Annotated in this window: 16 protein-coding genes; 5 read left to right on the forward strand and 11 right to left on the reverse strand. The window is 67.6% G+C overall.

All coding sequences use genetic code 11. From position 1 onward, the window contains the following. Positions 1–113: 113 nt before the first annotated feature. The 9 genes from AC6LKD_RS23095 to AC6LKD_RS23135 all read right to left on the reverse strand — a co-directional run bounded on the left by AC6LKD_RS23095 (position 114) and on the right by AC6LKD_RS23135 (position 8,741). The gene (locus AC6LKD_RS23095) at positions 114–542 is read right to left on the reverse strand and encodes a DUF1641 domain-containing protein (RefSeq protein ID WP_013394845.1); all 429 of its coding nucleotides are present in this window, start codon (positions 540–542) and stop codon (positions 114–116) included. After that, on the reverse strand, positions 539–1,729 hold the full coding sequence (locus AC6LKD_RS23100; protein ID WP_492275364.1) for an NAD(P)/FAD-dependent oxidoreductase: 1,191 nt from the start codon (positions 1,727–1,729) through the stop codon (positions 539–541). The genes AC6LKD_RS23095 and AC6LKD_RS23100 overlap by 4 nt, the downstream gene beginning before the upstream one ends. Positions 1,730–1,803: 74 nt before the next feature. Continuing rightward, the gene (locus AC6LKD_RS23105; protein WP_013394843.1) at positions 1,804–2,181 is read right to left on the reverse strand and encodes a Rieske (2Fe-2S) protein; all 378 of its coding nucleotides are present in this window, start codon (positions 2,179–2,181) and stop codon (positions 1,804–1,806) included. Then, positions 2,156–3,028, reverse strand: a complete 873-nt coding sequence (locus tag AC6LKD_RS23110; RefSeq protein WP_013394842.1) for an intradiol ring-cleavage dioxygenase — start codon at positions 3,026–3,028, stop codon at positions 2,156–2,158. Before AC6LKD_RS23110 ends, AC6LKD_RS23105 begins: the two co-directional genes overlap by 26 nt. A 9-nt stretch (positions 3,029–3,037) precedes the next feature. After that, positions 3,038–4,498 (reverse strand): aldehyde dehydrogenase family protein, encoded by a 1,461-nt coding sequence (locus AC6LKD_RS23115; protein ID WP_013394841.1) that lies wholly within the window; start codon positions 4,496–4,498, stop codon positions 3,038–3,040. Between the two features lie 35 nt (positions 4,499–4,533). After that, entirely contained in the window at positions 4,534–5,547 is a 1,014-nt protein-coding gene (locus tag AC6LKD_RS23120; RefSeq protein WP_492275367.1) for a hydroxyquinol 1,2-dioxygenase, read from the reverse strand. 29 nt (positions 5,548–5,576) lie between these two features. Beyond that, positions 5,577–6,068, reverse strand: coding sequence for a cupin domain-containing protein (locus AC6LKD_RS23125; RefSeq protein ID WP_498117568.1), 492 nt, complete (start codon positions 6,066–6,068; stop codon positions 5,577–5,579). A 79-nt stretch (positions 6,069–6,147) separates the two neighbouring features. Then, on the reverse strand, positions 6,148–7,116 hold the full coding sequence (locus AC6LKD_RS23130; protein ID WP_498117569.1) for a Bug family tripartite tricarboxylate transporter substrate binding protein: 969 nt from the start codon (positions 7,114–7,116) through the stop codon (positions 6,148–6,150). Positions 7,117–7,166: 50 nt separating this feature from the next. Further along, the gene (locus tag AC6LKD_RS23135) at positions 7,167–8,741 is read right to left on the reverse strand and encodes an alkaline phosphatase family protein (RefSeq protein ID WP_498117571.1); all 1,575 of its coding nucleotides are present in this window, start codon (positions 8,739–8,741) and stop codon (positions 7,167–7,169) included. A 140-nt stretch (positions 8,742–8,881) separates the two neighbouring features. Between AC6LKD_RS23135 and AC6LKD_RS23140 the strand changes: the two genes are divergently transcribed. After that, positions 8,882–9,700, forward strand: a complete 819-nt coding sequence (locus tag AC6LKD_RS23140) for an IclR family transcriptional regulator domain-containing protein (protein ID WP_498117572.1) — start codon at positions 8,882–8,884, stop codon at positions 9,698–9,700. A 12-nt stretch (positions 9,701–9,712) separates the two neighbouring features. Here AC6LKD_RS23140 and AC6LKD_RS23145 read toward each other — a convergent pair whose 3' ends face one another. Continuing rightward, positions 9,713–10,369: a TetR/AcrR family transcriptional regulator gene (locus AC6LKD_RS23145; RefSeq protein ID WP_498117574.1), complete on the reverse strand. Its 657-nt coding sequence runs from the start codon at positions 10,367–10,369 to the stop codon at positions 9,713–9,715. Between the two features lie 138 nt (positions 10,370–10,507). On the opposite strand from AC6LKD_RS23145, the gene AC6LKD_RS23150 reads away from it, so the two are divergent. Genes AC6LKD_RS23150 through AC6LKD_RS23160 form a run of 3 tightly spaced genes read left to right on the forward strand, consistent with a single transcriptional unit; the run spans position 10,508 to position 13,052 of the window. Then, the gene (locus AC6LKD_RS23150; RefSeq protein ID WP_498117575.1) at positions 10,508–11,719 is read left to right on the forward strand and encodes a Tm-1-like ATP-binding domain-containing protein; all 1,212 of its coding nucleotides are present in this window, start codon (positions 10,508–10,510) and stop codon (positions 11,717–11,719) included. A gap of 11 nt (positions 11,720–11,730) precedes the next feature. Continuing rightward, positions 11,731–12,561 (forward strand): phosphoenolpyruvate hydrolase family protein, encoded by an 831-nt coding sequence (locus tag AC6LKD_RS23155; protein ID WP_498117576.1) that lies wholly within the window; start codon positions 11,731–11,733, stop codon positions 12,559–12,561. A 47-nt stretch (positions 12,562–12,608) separates the two neighbouring features. After that, positions 12,609–13,052 (forward strand): SRPBCC family protein, encoded by a 444-nt coding sequence (locus AC6LKD_RS23160; protein ID WP_498117577.1) that lies wholly within the window; start codon positions 12,609–12,611, stop codon positions 13,050–13,052. 16 nt (positions 13,053–13,068) lie between these two features. On the opposite strand, the gene AC6LKD_RS23165 is transcribed toward AC6LKD_RS23160, so the two are convergent. Further along, entirely contained in the window at positions 13,069–14,034 is a 966-nt protein-coding gene (locus AC6LKD_RS23165; protein WP_498117578.1) for a LysR family transcriptional regulator, read from the reverse strand. A gap of 127 nt (positions 14,035–14,161) precedes the next feature. On the opposite strand from AC6LKD_RS23165, the gene AC6LKD_RS23170 reads away from it, so the two are divergent. Continuing rightward, complete coding sequence (locus AC6LKD_RS23170) at positions 14,162–15,661, forward strand: N-acyl-D-amino-acid deacylase family protein (protein WP_498117579.1); 1,500 nt, start codon at positions 14,162–14,164, stop codon at positions 15,659–15,661. Positions 15,662–15,665: the final 4 nt, after the last annotated feature.

The raw sequence follows: 15,665 nt of genomic DNA on the forward strand, positions 1-15,665 counted from the left end.
GAACAAACCCCGGCAGCTGGACTGAAATCCAGCTGCCGGGGGTTTTTACATGCGCGGTCCTGGTATCCGCGGATGGCCGGACGCCAGGAGGTGTGCAGCCGCGCGGCGCAGCCTCAGGTAACGCCCGCGTAGTCCTTGCGCTGCGCCGCCATCTGCCGGCCCAGCGTTTGCAGCGCTCGCAGCACCACGGCCATGCCGCGGCGCGTGTCTTCGTCGCGCAGCAGGCCGATGAGGCCCGTCAGGCTCGGCGGGCGGGCTTCCTGCAGCGTGCGGGCATGGGCGTCGCGCAGGGTGTTGGCGGCGGTCCAGGCGGCGCTGCTGGCCTGCTCCGACAGCAACGCCAGCTTTTCCACCATGGACTGGTCCAACAGGTCCACCAGGTCCGAGGTCAGCGACAGCAGGTCGGCGATATTGTCCAGCCGTCCGGCTTCGGCCAGCAGCCCCAGCCTGTCGGCCAACGCGCGCGCGCCAGGTCCTCCGCCCAGGAATGCGGATGGCGTATCGGCGGCCTGGGTGGCGCTTGCTTCATGCGGCGCGTTCATAGCATTCCCCTTGCGACGGCCCAGTACAGGCCGCGGTTGAACCCGTGGCGCAGCAGGCCGCCGAGCTTGGTGGGCGGCGTGGGCAGCACGTCGTGGGTGTAGTCGTACCAGAGCGGCATGCCGGCGTTCAGCCCCATCTGGGCGACCGCCTGCACCCGGCCGTCATAGACGCTGCAAGGATGGCCCAGCCGGATCTCGCCCGCGATGTTGTTGGCGACCACGGGCGCCTGGTTGTGGCAGGAGCCGCCCGCCTTGCTGACCGGCAGGTCGACGGTGTCGCCGATGACGTAGACGTTCTGCAGGCCGTAGACCTGCAGGGTCTCGTGGTCGGTCGGCAGCCAGCCTTCATTGTTCTCGGCCTGCGACACGCCGGATTCCAGCACCACGTCCACGGCGCGTATCGGCGGCGTGGCCATGAGGATGTCGAAGGGCTGCTCGCCGCCTTCCTCCGAATAGGCGATGCGCCGCTCCGGGTCCACCCGCGACAGCGTGAAGCCGCGCTGGAACTGTATGCCTTTCTGCTCGAAGATGGCGGGCAGCACTTCGCAGGTCGGGCGTTGCAGGAACAGGCAGTTGCGCAGCAGCTGCGAGGTGGTTGGGTAGGTGTAGACGATTTCGATCTTGTCGCGCACGCCGCGCCGCCGCAGATAGTCGTCCAGCATCAGCGTGGTTTCGATGGGCGCGATGCCGCATTGGTGCGGGACGTTGGGCGTCTTGGGGAAAGTGACGCTGATGAATACCCGCCCGCGTTCGATGCGCGACAAGCGGTCCGCCAGCTGCCTGGCGGGCGCATACTGGTAGAAATGGTCCCCGGCCTCCTTCAGCCCTTCGATGCGCTCGGGGGATGGCACGCAGCCCGTGGCGATGACCAGATAGTCGTAGCCGTAGCGCTTGCCGCTCTGGGTGGAGACTTCCTGGCGGTCGAAATGGAACCGCGTGACCTTGTCGACGCGGAACTCGATTTCGGGCCGCAGCAGGGAGCGTTCCGGCCGTTTCAGTTCTTCCTGGAAGAAGAGGTTGAAGGCCACGTACATGAACGCCGGTTTGTAGTAATGATCCGGCGTGTCCGAGAGCAGCGTGATGGAGACTTCGCCGCGCGTGATCTCGGGGTAGAGCTTTCCGGCCAGCTGATTGGCGAGCATGGTGCCGCCTACGCCGCCGCCTACGACAACAATACGCTTGTTCATAAACCACCTCTTATGGAGAGATTCTGAGGGCAAGTGCAATGCGTCTGTGTGTGTAGCAATTGTGGCGGGCTGCGTCAACCAGCAGGATCCAGGAGCGTGCCGCGGCCGGCGTAGACGCGTCCCGCATCCACGCGCAGTGGCTGGGGATCCAGTGCCGCGCCCTGGCAGGGGCCTTCGATGCACAGCCCGTCCTCGAAGCGGAACAAGGCCGAATGATGTGCGCACATCAGCACCTGGGCCTCATAGGTCAGGACCGCGCCGTGCGCGGCGTTCAGCGTGACGGAGAAGTGCGGACAGCGGTTCAGGTAGCCCCAGACCGACTGCCCGCGCCGCAGCAGGATCACCGGCTGCGCGCCGATGTCCACGGTCAGCGAACCGCCGTCTGGAATATCGTCGACCCGGCACAGCGCAGCCTCCGCTGCGGATTCAAGCGCGGGGCAGCACGAAGTCATAGCGCCCCTCGTGGAAGTCCGAATCGAATCCATGGCGCCGGCCCAGCGCCGAATCCGCGTGTTGCCGGTCGTATTGCAGCACCAGCGTAGGCTTCACGCCGAACACCGCATCCGACTCGAGATACGGATCCCCGGCATTGAACAGATGGGTGACCAGGCGCTGGTGTCCCGGCGCGTCGATCATGAAATGCAGGTGCGCGGGCCGGAAGACGTGGCGGCCTGTCGCCGCCATCATGCGGCCGACTGGGCCGTCGCCCGGGATCGGATAGGACACCGGCAGGATGGTGCGGATCGCGAAGTAGCCGTCCTCGCCGCTGCGGTAACGTCCTCGCAGATTGCCTTGCGGCTGCTCTACGTCCTGGCCCGAGTACATGCCGTTGGCGGCCGTCTGCCATACGTCGAGCACGGCGCCAGCCAGCGGCCGGCCTTCGGTGTCGCGGACGTACCCGTGCACCAGCGCGGGCGCGCCGGGCGTCTGCGCCATGTCCTCGCCGGCCGCGCGCTCGGGCATGCCGGCGATGTAGAAGGGGCCGAACACCGTGCTTTCGGTGGCCTGGCCGGGTTTGCGGTGGTTGATGGCGTCCACCAGCATCGACACGCCCAGCGTGTCGGACAGCAGGATGAACTCCTGCCGCACCACGCCGTCACAGATCTGGCCGGTTTCGGTCAGGAACCGGATCGCCGCCATCCATTCGGCCTCGGTGGGTTCGACGTCGGCGACGAAGGCGTGCAGGTGCCGCACCAGCGACTGCATCAACTGGCGCAGCCTGGGATCCGGCGTCTGGGCGTAGGCTGCGGCGACCGTGTCGGTCAAGGCGGTTTCAGCGTTCGGCAGGGCAGGGTTCATGGCGGCTCCTCAGCGCTTGAAATGCGGCGGCACGGCGGCGTCCACATTGACCCACACGGACCTGGCCTCAGTGTAGTCATGCATGGCCTCGAAGCCCATCTCGCGGCCATAGCCCGACTGGCCCACACCGCCGAACGGACTGCCGGGATTGACCCGCTTGTAGCAGTTGATCCAGCACATGCCGGCGTGGATGGCGCCCGCCAGCTTGTGGGCGCGCGCAAGGTCGCGCGTCCACAAACCGCTGCCCAGGCCGTAGTCGGTGGCGTTGGCGATGGCCAGCGCCTCCTCGTCGCTGCCGAAGCGCAGCACGGTGACGAAGGGGCCGAACACTTCTTCCTGCGCGACGCGGTCCCGGGGCCTGGCTTCGACGATGGTGGGCGCGACGTAGTAGCCGCGGGCCAGCTCGCCGCCGGGCGCCGTGCCGCCGGCCAGCACGCGCGCGCCCTGTTCGGCGGCAATGTTCACGTAGGACAGCACCTTGTCGCGGTGCTGGGCCGAAGTCAGCGGACCCATTTCGGTGTCGGGCGAGCGCGGATCGCCCAGGCGGATGGAGTCGGCCAGCGCCGTGAAACGCTCCAGGAAGGCATCGGCGATCTTCTCGTGCAGCATCAGGCGCGAACCCGCGATGCAGGCCTGCCCCTGGTTGTGGAAGATGGCCCAGGCCGCGCCGTTGATGGCGGCGTCGAGGTTGGCGTCGTCGAACACGATGTTGGCGCCCTTGCCGCCGAGTTCCAGCTGCACGCGCTTGAGATTGCCCTGGGACGCTTGCACGATGCGGCGGCCGGTGGCGGTGGAACCGGTGAAGGCGATCTTGCCCACGTCGGGATGTTCTGCCAGCCGCTGTCCCGCCGTGTGGCCGTAGCCGGGGACCATATTGACGACGCCTGCCGGAAAGCCCGCCTGGGCCATCAGTTCGGCGATGCGCAAGGTCGACAGCGGCGTCAGTTCGGACGGCTTGAGCACCACTGTGTTGCCGGCCGCGAGCGCGGGTCCCAGTTTCCAGCTGGTGAACATCAAGGGGAAATTCCAGGGCACGATCTGGCCGACCACGCCAATGGGCGCGCGTTGCACGTAGTTGAGGAAGCCGGCTTCCACCGGGATGACGCTGCCTTGCAGCTTGTCGGCCATGCCGCCGAAGTAGCGGAAGCAGCCGGCGGTGCGCGGCACGTCCAGGCCGCGCGTGTCGCGTATCGGATGGCCGGTGTCCAGCGTCTCCAGCTGCGCCAGTTCTTCCGAGTTGGCTTCGATCAGGTCGGCCAGCTTGAGCAGCAGGCGGCCGCGTTCGGCAGCGGCCATGCGCGACCAGGCGGGAAAGGCGCGCTGCGCGGCCGCTACGGCGCGGTCCACGTCTTCGGCTTCGGCCGCCGCGATGGCGGTGATGAGGGTGGCGTCGTGCGGGTTGAGCACGTCTATCGTGCCGCCGGCGGCGGCGTCTACGAAGCGGCCGTCGATAAAGAGTTTGTTCTGCATGGCTCTGGGTACGTAATGAGTGGAAGGGGGCGGATTCAGAACTCGACCGGGTAGGGCGCGAGTTCGCCGCTTTCATACCGCTGGGGCAGGTCGGGCGTGGCGTTCTCCCAGACCAGCAGCATCGAGCGCTTGGTCGAATAGCCCTGATGACGGATGTCGGCGGGCATGGCGCAGATGTCGCCGGCGCGCATGGTGACGCGGGCGCGCGGTGCGCCGGTGTCCTTGTCGCCGATGTCCCAGACGATCTCGTCCGACAGCTGCAGGAACCATTCGACGCGGTCGTTGCCGTGGAACACCGGCAGGATGAATTCCTCGGTGGTGGGGCAGAACAGGCTGGCGCCGCAAACGGACGTGACGGAAGGATTCCAGGTGACGTCCGAGCGCGACAGGTACTTGAACAGGCTGAACGCATGCAACGCGCCTTCGTAGCCCGGCTCGGCATGGATCTGCGGCTCGTCCTGGGTCACGTCGGCGAAGGCCCGGTTGACCGGCAGGTCGTCGCGCAGCGGCGAGTCTTCCGGCAGGCCCGGCATGCGCCGCGTGGCAATGCGCGAGCGCTCGATGGCGGCGATGTTGTCGCCATGCTTGCGGCCGAAGGCCGAGCCGGTCTCCTCGGGCGCGGCAAAGGGATCGAAACCCTCGTTGGTCCAGTCGTGCAGCATGGCTTTGAAGGTGGCCATGATGAGCGGGGTGTCGAAAGTCTCGGTGTAGTCCACGCCCGCCGCCTTCATGACGCCGTTGAATGAACCGGCGTAGACGTCCACCTTGCCGTAATGGTTGCGTGTGCCGAACACGTGGTCGAAGTTGACCCAGCCATAGAAAAAGCCCCAGGCCACGTCGCGCATCAGCGCACGCAGGAAGGCATCGGCCGGGATGGCGTGGGTGCGGATCTGGCCTTTGGAAGGCCAATGCACTTTGACGAAGTATTCGTCGCGGATGAAGGTGAACGCGCCCAGGTCGAAGCGCTTGTAGCCGGTCGCGGCGTCGGCGGCGCCGGCGGCGACTTTGCCGGCGGCGAAAGAGGGGGCGTGTGTGTCCAGCATGGCCATATCGGTACTCCTGAAGGAAAAAGGGGGGCTTACTGCAGGCAGATGTCCGCCCACTTCTCGACGGACAGCTTGCCCGCGCGGGTCTGTATCAGCAGCACGCCCGGATACGGCGCGGTGAATCGGTAGGCGCAGCCGGCGGGCAGCAGGCATTGGTGCCCGCGGCCCAGCAGCACCCGGCCCATGGGCTTGCCGGCCGGAGCCTGGCCCGCCAGCACGCTGCCGTCCGCGCTGGCGGGCGGCTGGTCCAGGGCCAGGAACTCGACCTGGGCCTGGCCGTCCATCAGGATGGCGAACTCGTCATGGCTGCAGGCGTACCAGGGCGACACGCCTTCGGCGCGCAGGGTTTCGATGACGTACTCCAGGTTCTTGCCGACCACGACTTTTTCGTAGGGCGCGGAGTTGGCCGCCACCTCGAAGATGTTGGAAAAGACGTAGTGGCGCGGTGAGCCCTGCGTGATCTCGATCGAGCCCTTGCGGTAGTCCTTCAGCGAGCCGAAGACGGTAGGGGTTGTTGGGTTCATGGAATCTCCTGTGTCGGGTGATGCCGCGCGCGTCCGATGAACAGGGGCGTGCCGGCGCGGTTGGATGGGGGCGGACGGATCAGTTCACGCTCAGGTTGATCTTGCGGATGACGTCGGCCCATTTGGCGGCGTCGTCGTGCAAGTGGCGGGCGGTCGCGTCAGGAGGCTCGGGCAGGGGATCCAGATCGTTGCCCTGCAGCTTCTGCTTCACCTCAGGTTGCGCCAGGGCTCGCGCCACCGCTTCATTCATGCGTTTCACGATCTGCGGCGGCGTGCCTGCCGGGGCAAACAGCATTTCCCGGAAGGTGGCGTCGTAGCCGGCCACACCCGCCTGCTGCATGGTCGGCACGTCCGGCGCCTGAAGCGAGCGCGCGGTCCCGGAGACCGCCAGCCCGTACAACTTTCCCGCGGCGACGTAGGGCGCGACCACGGGCGAGGCCAGATAGCCGCAGGTGACCTGGCCGGCCAGCACATCTTGCGTGGCGGGCGACGGCCCCTTGTAGGGCACATGCAGAATGTCGAGGCCGGTGTCGGAGAGGTAGAGCTCCATCGCCAGGTGGCCCGGCACGCCCTGGCCCCCAGAGGCATAGCTGAGCGCGCCGGGCGCCTTTCTGGCCTGGGCATCCAGTTCGGCCAGTGTGCGCAGGCCGGACGCGGGCGTGCACACCAGCATCTGGTTGAAGTTCGCCAGGGCAACGACGGGCGTCAAGTCCTCGGCCGTGAAGTTGAGGTTGCGGTAAATGACGGGATTGATGGTGACGACCGTGTCCGGCGCTTGCAGGAAGGTGTATCCATCGGGCGCGGCCCGCGCGACCGTTTCCGCGCCGATATTGCCGCCCGCGCCCGGACGGTTTTCCACGATGAGGGGCTGCTTGAGCGCCTTTCCCACCGCCTCGCCCACGATGCGCACCGCGGTATCGCCCGGCGATCCCGCAGGAAAGGCCACCACGACGCGGATGGGGCGCACCGGCCAATCCTCTTTTGACTGGGCGTGCGACGCCGTGCTGGCGGCGATACACGCCGCCAGCGCAAGTACATGCAATTTCATTCTGTCTCCTGACGATTTTTTTTCAGGCACCCTGGTCCGGGCACGCTGCGCTACCACCTGCCGATATGGATGCCGACCGATTCCTCCTTGCGTGTCCATCCCGTCATGGCGGCGTGGCTGACCGTGGGGTGGATCTTGCGGTTGCGCAGCCAGTCGAACAGCATGGCCTGATAGCGTTCCCGGATGGGCGCGAGCGCGGGATCCGCGCCCAGGTCGTCGAATTCGTCCGGATCCGCGCGCAGGTCAAAGAGCTGCGGGCGCAACCCTTCGAAATGGACATATTTCCATTCGTGGTCGCGGACCATGATGGTGTGGCAGCTGTCGGCCGAACGGCCCAGCGGCTCGCGCACGCAGTCGCGGAACGCATAGTTGTTTTCCGAGAACACGGCCTGGCGCCAGTCGGCCGGGTCTTCGCCGCGCAGCAGCGGCAGCAGGGAGCGGCCTTCCAGGATGTGGTCGGGGATGTCCGCGCCAAAGGCGTCGAGGATGGTAGGGACCAGGTCTATGGCCTCCACCAGCCGCGATTCCACTGCGCCGCGTCGCGCATCGTCGCCAGGCAGGCGGATGATCAACGGCACCTTGGCCACGCAGTCGTGGAACAGCTCTTTCTCGCCCAGATAGTGATCGCCGAGGTAGTCGCCATGGTCGCTGCAGAAAACAATCATGGTGTCCTGGTCACGGCCGCTGCGGCGCAGGTAGTCGGACAGTACGCCCAACTGGTCGTCCAGCTGCTTGATCAGGCCCATGTAGGTGGGGATGACGGTCTCGCGCACCTGATCGCGGGAGAAACTCTTGCTCACCTCCACTTGGCGGAAGCCTTGCAGTACGGGGTGCGCATGTTGCAGTTCACGCGGCGCGCGTTTCGCGGCCAGTATGTCCGCGCTCGTGTACATCGCGTGATAGGGCGCGGGCGCGACATAGGGCCAGTGCGGCTTTATGTAGGACAGGTGCAGCACCCAGGGCTGCTCGCTTTGCTCCATGAACTCGATTGCGCGCCGGGTCATGTAGGGGGTTTCGGAGTCCGCCTCGTTGACGCGGGCTGGCAGCCCGGCATAGCGCATCAGCCAGCCGGATAGCACTTCGCCGTCCGCACCCAGCGCCGAGTTGGCGTGGTCGTGCCAGGGGTTGGCGCCGTCGTAGCCGCGTTGGCGCAGGTATTGCGTGTAGTGGTGCGACTCGTCACTGAAGCCCGGAGGCCAGATCCCGTCGTCGCGATCGTAGGGTTCGAATCCGCCTTGCGCGGCCAGCACGCCGGCGGCGCTGGCGGGGTCGATCCCGAGGCGCTGCATTCCCGCCATGTCCGCTTCCACATGGGTCTTGCCCGCCACCGCGACGCGCACGCCCAGCGGGCGCAGGTGGTCGCCCAGCGTCATTTCGCTGAGCGGCATGGGCACAAAGTTCCATACCGCGCCGTGGCTGGTGACATAGCGGCCGGTGTAATAGGACATGCGCGACGGGCCGCAGACCGGACCCTGCACGAAGGCGTTGTCGAAACGCACGCCCTCGGCGGCCAGGCGGTCGATGTTGGGCGTATGCAAGCGCGGATGCCCATAGCAGGACAGGTAGTCCCAGCGCAGTTGGTCGCACATGATCCAAAGCACATTGCGCACAGTCTGTCCGCTCATTCCCGCCTCTCGTCCTGTTCCGTCGGCCACAACGGCTTTTCGGTAGGCACCACGATATTTCGCGGGGACTGGGCGGCTCAAGCAGGATTTGTTAGAGTTTCACATAGTGAAACTTTCAGGTGTTTGGAAGGAGGGTGGCAATGAGCCGTTGGACGCCGAAGGTGAAGACGATAGACGCGCTGGAGCGCGGCCTGATCGTGCTGGACGAGGTACGCGCCACGCAAGGCGCGAGCCTGCATGAACTGCATGTGCGCACTGGTTATGCCAAGGCCACGCTGTTGCGCATCCTGGCGACGCTGCAATTGCGCGGACTGATCTGGCGGCGGATCGCCGACGACTATTTCTGCCCGGCGACCTCGCTCAACGAGCCCAGCCGGCGCGCGCGCGAGTTGGACCTGCTGGGCCAATGCGCGGCGCCCGAGCTCGACCGCCTGCAGGCGCAGGCGCTGTGGCCTTCGGATCTGACGGTACGGCGCGGCAGCGCGATGATCATGCGAGAAACCAACCGTAGCCAGTCGTACTTCACGATCCGCGGGGACAACGTCGGCTTCCGGATCAATATGCTGCGCTCCGCCGTAGGTCGCGCCTATCTGGCGTTCTGTGCCGAAAAGGAGCGCGAGTCGATCCTGGCGGCGCTGCGCCGCAGCCGCAGGGAGGGCGACGCGCTGGCACATGACCGCGCGGCGGTGTCCGCGATGCTGGAGCAGACCCGCCGCCGAGGCTATGGCTTGCGCGAGCAGCGTTTTGGCGGCGACTACGACAAGCCGCGCAAGGACCACAATGACAGGCTGGAGGCGATCGCCGTTCCGGTCGTGGCCACGCCCGGCCGGCTCTACGGCTGCGTGAACATCGTGTGGATCCAGGGCGTGCGCTCGGCGGACCAGATGGCGGAACAGTTCCTGGAGCCGCTATGCCGCACTGCCCGCGCCATTTCCGCCAGCATGGTGCGGCGCGCTTGATGCGACGGCCGCCTAGGGCTTGCCGGCCTTGGCCTCGGCCAGCGCCTGCGTGATGATGGCCTGGGCGGTCCAGCGCGCCACGTCCGTGAGTTCGGGCAGCTCCAGTTTCCAGATGTCCTTCAGCACCAGGAACACCTCGGTGCCGTAGACCAGCGACAGGGCCTGCGCCACGCAGTCCAGCTGGGCCGGCGTCAGTTCGGCGGACAGCGGCGCGATGGCGCGCCGGAGGATGTCCACGCGATGCCCGCGCACCAGCCGCGGTTCGGCGCCAGCACGGCCGGCGCTGGCTTCGGCGTGCTGCTGCAACGACACCATGATGGCGGCGCGCAGCGGCGCTTCGTGCGATTCGAGCCGGGGGTAGGCGAAGCGCAGCAGCTCGTCGACCCGCCCGGCGGCGTCTGGCGCGGCCGAGTCCCAGGCCAGGATGGGACCGAGGCTCTCGTCCACCACGGCGGCGATCAGCGCGCTCTGGCTGGGAAAGTAGCGGTAGGCGGTGGCGCGCGAGACCTGCGCGTGTTCGGCCAGTTCGGCCACCGATGGCGTGATGCCCTGGGCCATCAGCCGCTGCGCCGCATCCAGCAGGGTCTTGCGCATGCGCGCGCGCGGCCCGTGCGGCGGCTCGCCGCTGGCGGCGGCCTGCGGACTGGCCGGCGCGATCAGCCGCGCCATGCCGGTTGCGGAGGGGGCGGGAGTTTGACGTGAGACAGGTGTCTCAGTATGATTCTTTCGTCTCATTTCTAGATTCTACAGGCCTAGCGGCCTCACATATCGAGGCGCGCACCGAGTGTAGCCGCCCGCGGAGGAGTCATGACGCATTCGAACCGGCGGGTCTACGTGGCCGCCACCTACGACACCAAGGGCCAAGAGGCCGAATACGTGATGGACCTGCTGCGGCGGGATGGGCTGGACCCGGTATCGGTGGACGTGTCCACCTCCGGCGCCGCCAGCGCGGCCCAGGTGCAGGCCAGCGAGGTGGCCGCCAGCCATCCCGGGGGCGCCGGCGCGGTCTTCACCGGCGACCGGGGTACGGCCATCGCGGCCATGGCGCTCGCCTTCGAACGCTACGCTGCCGCCAATGCGGAAATCGGCGCGCTGCTGGGCCTGGGCGGTTCGGGCGGCACTGCACTGATCACGCCCGCCATGCGCGCGCTGCCGATCGGCACGCCCAAGCTGATGGTGTCGACCATGGCCTCGGGCAATGTCGCGCCCTATGTGGGGCCGTCGGACATCGCCATGATGTATTCCGTGACCGACGTCGCGGGCCTGAACCGCATTTCGCGCCGGGTGCTGGCCAACGCCGCCGGCGCGATCGGCGGCGCCTTCCGGCAGGCCGCCCGCGCGGTCGCCGACGACGGCCGGCCCGCCGTGGGCATCACCATGTTCGGCGTCACCACCGCCTGCGTGCAGCAAGTCACGCCGCTGCTGGAGTCCCGCTACGACTGCCTGGTATTCCACGCCACGGGCACGGGCGGGCAGTCGATGGAAAAGCTGCTGGACAGCCGTTTGCTGGGCGGCGTGCTGGACCTGACCACCACCGAAGTCTGCGACTTCCTGTTCGGCGGCGTGCTGGCCTGCACCGAGGACCGTTTCGGCGCCGTGGCCCGCACCGGCTTGCCCTACGTGGGCTCCTGCGGCGCGCTGGACATGGTGAACTTCGGCGGCATGGACACCGTACCGGAGCGCTACCGCGGCCGCAAATTCTATCCGCACAATCCGCAGGTGACGCTGATGCGCACCACCGTGGAAGAAAACACCCGCCAGGGCGAGTGGATCGCCGCCCGCCTGAACCAGTGCCAGGGGCCGGTGCGCTTCCTGATCCCGGAAGGCGGCGTATCCGCGCTGGACGCGCCGGGCCAGGCATTCTGGGACCCGGAGGCCGACGCCGCCCTGTACGCGGCGCTGGAGGCGAATCTGGTGCAGACCGCCGACCGCCGCCTGGTGCGCGTGCCTTGCCACATCAACGACCCGCTGTTCGCCCAGACCGCGGTCGACCAATTTCTTGAAATCGCTACACACTGAGGACCGCCGCCATGCCGCGCTTTGACCGCAACGAACTCCTGGACAAGTATCGCGCCATGGTGCGCGCGCGCACGCCCATCGTCGGCGGCGGCGCGGGCACCGGCCTGTCGGCCAAGTGCGAGGAAGCGGGCGGCATCGACCTGATCGTGATCTACAACTCGGGCCGCTACCGCATGGCGGGCCGCGGTTCGCTGGCTGGCCTGCTGGCCTATGGCAACGCCAACGAGATCGTGGTGGACATGGGGCGCGAAGTCCTGCCGGTGGTGAAGAAGACGCCGGTGTTGGCCGGCGTCAACGGTACCGATCCGTTCTGCGACTTCGACCTGTTCCTCGACGACCTCAAGCGCCAGGGCTTTGCCGGCGTGCAGAACTTTCCCACCGTGGGCCTGATCGACGGCACCTTCCGCGCCAATCTGGAAGAGACCGGCATGGGCTATGCGCTGGAAGTGGACATGATCCGCCTGGCACACAAGAAGGGCATGCTGACCACGCCCTACGTGTTCAACGAGGACGACGCCGTTGCCATGACGAAGGCCGGGGCCGACATCATCGTGGCCCACATGGGCCTGACGACTGGCGGCTCGATCGGCGCGGAAACCGCGCAGACGCTGGACGACTGCGTGGCGGCCATCGACCGCATCGCCGCGGCCGCGCTGGCGGTGCGGCCGGATATCATCGTGCTGTGCCATGGCGGTCCGATAGCCACGCCCGAAGACGCGGCCCACGTGCTGCGCGCGTGCAAGCATTGCCATGGCTTCTACGGCGCCAGCTCGATGGAGCGGCTGCCGACTGAACAGGCATTGACCGCGGCGACCCGCGAATTCAAGAGCCTGACGTTCTGATTCCGTAGTTTCCTCAATCCCTGGGCCGCGCGCCCGCAGGAGTCCGCATGCCGCACACCGTATACGTCAGCGCCATCATCCACGCGCCGCTACAGAAAGTCTGGGCCAGTTTCCGCGATTTCAACGGCCTGGCCGACTGGCACCCCGGCATCGCCGAAAGCCGCCTGGAAGAGGGCGGCCGCCATGACGCCGTGGGCAGCGTGCGGCACCTGTCGCTCAAGCCTTCCGGCTTCGTGCGCGAGCAGTTGCTGATGCTAGACGATCCGGGCACGGCGCTGCGCTATTCCATCATCGAGACTGACCTGCCCATGCGCGATTACACCGCCGGCGTGTCGCTGCATGCCGTCACCGAAGGCGGCCAGACGCTGGTGGAATGGTGGGCGGATTTCCGCGTCGAGGGCGCGGAATTGAGCGACGTAGTGAACGCCGTGGGTCGCAACGTGTTCGCGGCGGGGCTGGCGGCGCTGGACGAGAAGCTGCGCGGGGCCTGAGCGCGCCGCGCTGCTTTTACGCTTTCAAGCCTTTGGCCGGCATGCGTTTGCAGCCGGCCGGCAACTGCGCCGTGCGCAGATAGTCGTGAATGGCGTGGATCAGGGCTTGCGCGGCGGGGCTCAAGGGGTATTCCTTGTGGCGGATGATGCAGACCGTGCGCACCACCGTGGGCCGGGCCAGCAGGGCATAGGCCAGGCCGGGCTCCATCACCCGTTGCGCCGCCAACGCCGGCAATAGCGCCACGCCGAGTCCGGCCTGGACCAGCGCCGCCTGCGAAGTGGTGCTGGAAGCCTCATAGAAGGGCGCGCCGGCCTCTATCGGCAGGTCGGCGCGGGCCCGCAAGAGCGCCATGATGCCGGTCTCGTCCACCACCCCGACCAGCTTGCGGCCGGCCAGATCCGACCAGCGCATCGTGCCGTCGCACGCCGGGCGCAGACTGGCGTCGTCCTCCCGATACAGTACGCCGAAGCGGTCCTCCAGCAGGGCGTCGAACTGCAGTCCGGGCGCGTCGGCCCAGCGGCTGGTCAAGCCGAAATCCACTTCGCGCGCGGCGACCTTGCGCTGGATGCGGCCGGAGTTGTCGTCGCTGAGGTACAGCCGCACGGCCGGATAGCGGGCCGAGTAGGCCGCGGCGGCGGGCGCGATAATCTGCGTGATGGCCGACGGCGCCGCGGCCACGCCGACGCGTCCGCGCTCCAGCGCGCCGTAGCGCTGCACATCGTCTATCACTCCATCGAAATCCGCCAGCAGCCGCATGACGCGCGGCAGAAACTCCTCGCCCGCCGCTGTCAGCAGCACGCGCCGGCTGGTGCGCGCGAACAGCTGCGTGGCCAGCGCGTCCTCCAGTTGCCGCACCAGGCTGGTCACGGACGACTGAGTCTGGAACAGGCGCTTGGCCGCATGCGTGAAGCTGGATTCCTGGGCCACCGCGACGAAGGCGGTCAGGTGTTTCAGGGTGACGTGCTTGGGCAGACGATTCATTTCAAATCATGATAGATGGATCAATTAAAACAATTTTCCCAGATTGATCGGGCCGACGATACTAGACCCTTTCGGCGTCCGCGGATTCAAGCGCGTCCGCCGGCAAGACCCTCAAGGCGGGAGCACCATGCGGCAGGAACCTCTGGATCTGATCATCGAAGGCGGCTGGGTCGTCGACGGCCTGGGCGGCCCCCGGCGCCGCGCCGACGTGGGCGTGGCGGGCGAACGCATCGCCGCCATCGGCGACCTGTCGAGGGCAGCGGCTGCGCACAGGGTGGACGCGCGCGGCAAGATCGTGGCGCCCGGTTTCATCGACGTGCACGGCCACGATGACCTGATGTTCGTGGAGCGGCCCGGCCTGGAATGGAAGACCAGCCAGGGCATTACCTCGGTGGTGGTGGGCAATTGCGGCGTGAGCGGCGCGCCCGCGCCCTTGCCGGGCAATACCGCCGCGGCGCTGGCGCTGCTGGGGGAAACGCCCCTGTTCGCCGACATGCAGGCCTATTTCAGCGAGCTGCGCGCGCAGCAGCCCATGATCAACGTGGCGGCGCTGGTGGGGCACGCCAACCTGCGCCTGGCCGCCATGCGCGACCCTGCGGCGCAGCCTACGGCCGAAGAACAGGAGAGCATGCAGCGCATGCTGGACGAAGCTCTGGCCGCGGGCGCGGTGGGCTTCAGCACCGGCCTGGCGTACCAGCCCGGCGGCGCGGCCCGCCCCGCTGAGCTGGAAGGCCTGGCGCGGGTGGCGGCGGCGCGCGGCGCGATGCACACCAGCCATATCCGCAACGAAGGCGACGCGGTCGAAGAGGCCGTCGACGAGGTGCTCTCGGTGGGGCGCAATACCGGCTGCGCCACCGTGCTGTCACACCATAAGTGCATGATGCCGCAGAACTGGGGCAAGAGCCGCGCCACGCTGGCGAACATCGACCGCGCGCGCGGCGAGGGCGTCGAGGTGGCGCTGGACATCTACCCGTACCCGGGCAGTTCCACCATCCTGATTCCGGAACGCGCCGAAATCATCGAAGACATACGCATCACCTGGTCCACGCCGCATCCGGAATGCAGCGGCCAGTTCCTTGGCGACATCGCGGCGCGCTGGGGCTGCGACAAGACCTCGGCGGCGCAGCGCCTGTGCCCGGCGGGCGCCATCTATTTCGCGATGGACGAGGCCGAGGTCCAGCGCATCTTCCAGCACGAGTGCTGCATGGTGGGTTCGGACGGCCTGCCCAACGACGCCCATCCGCATCCCCGGTTGTGGGGCAGCTTTACGCGCGTGCTGGGCCGCTATGTGCGCGAGGCCGAACTGATGACGCTGGAGAGCGCCGTCGCCAAGATGACGTCCTTGCCGGCGCGCGTGTTCGGCCTGGCCGGACGCGGCCAGTTGAGCGAGGGCGCCTGGGCCGACATCGTCGTGTTCGACGCCGACACGGTCGAGGACCGCGCCACCTGGGAGTCGCCGACGCTGGCGTCCGCCGGGGTGGAGCACGTGCTGGTCAACGGCCAACAGGTCTTCCCGGCAGAATCCGGGATGGCCCGCCCCGGGATGGCCCGCCCCGGGATGGCCCGCCCCGGCAAGATCCTGCGCCGCGAGGCGATGGCGCAGGGCGCCGCTGGCGCAGCCACATAAGAAT

This window comes from Achromobacter sp. D7-1 (assembly GCF_059760445.1).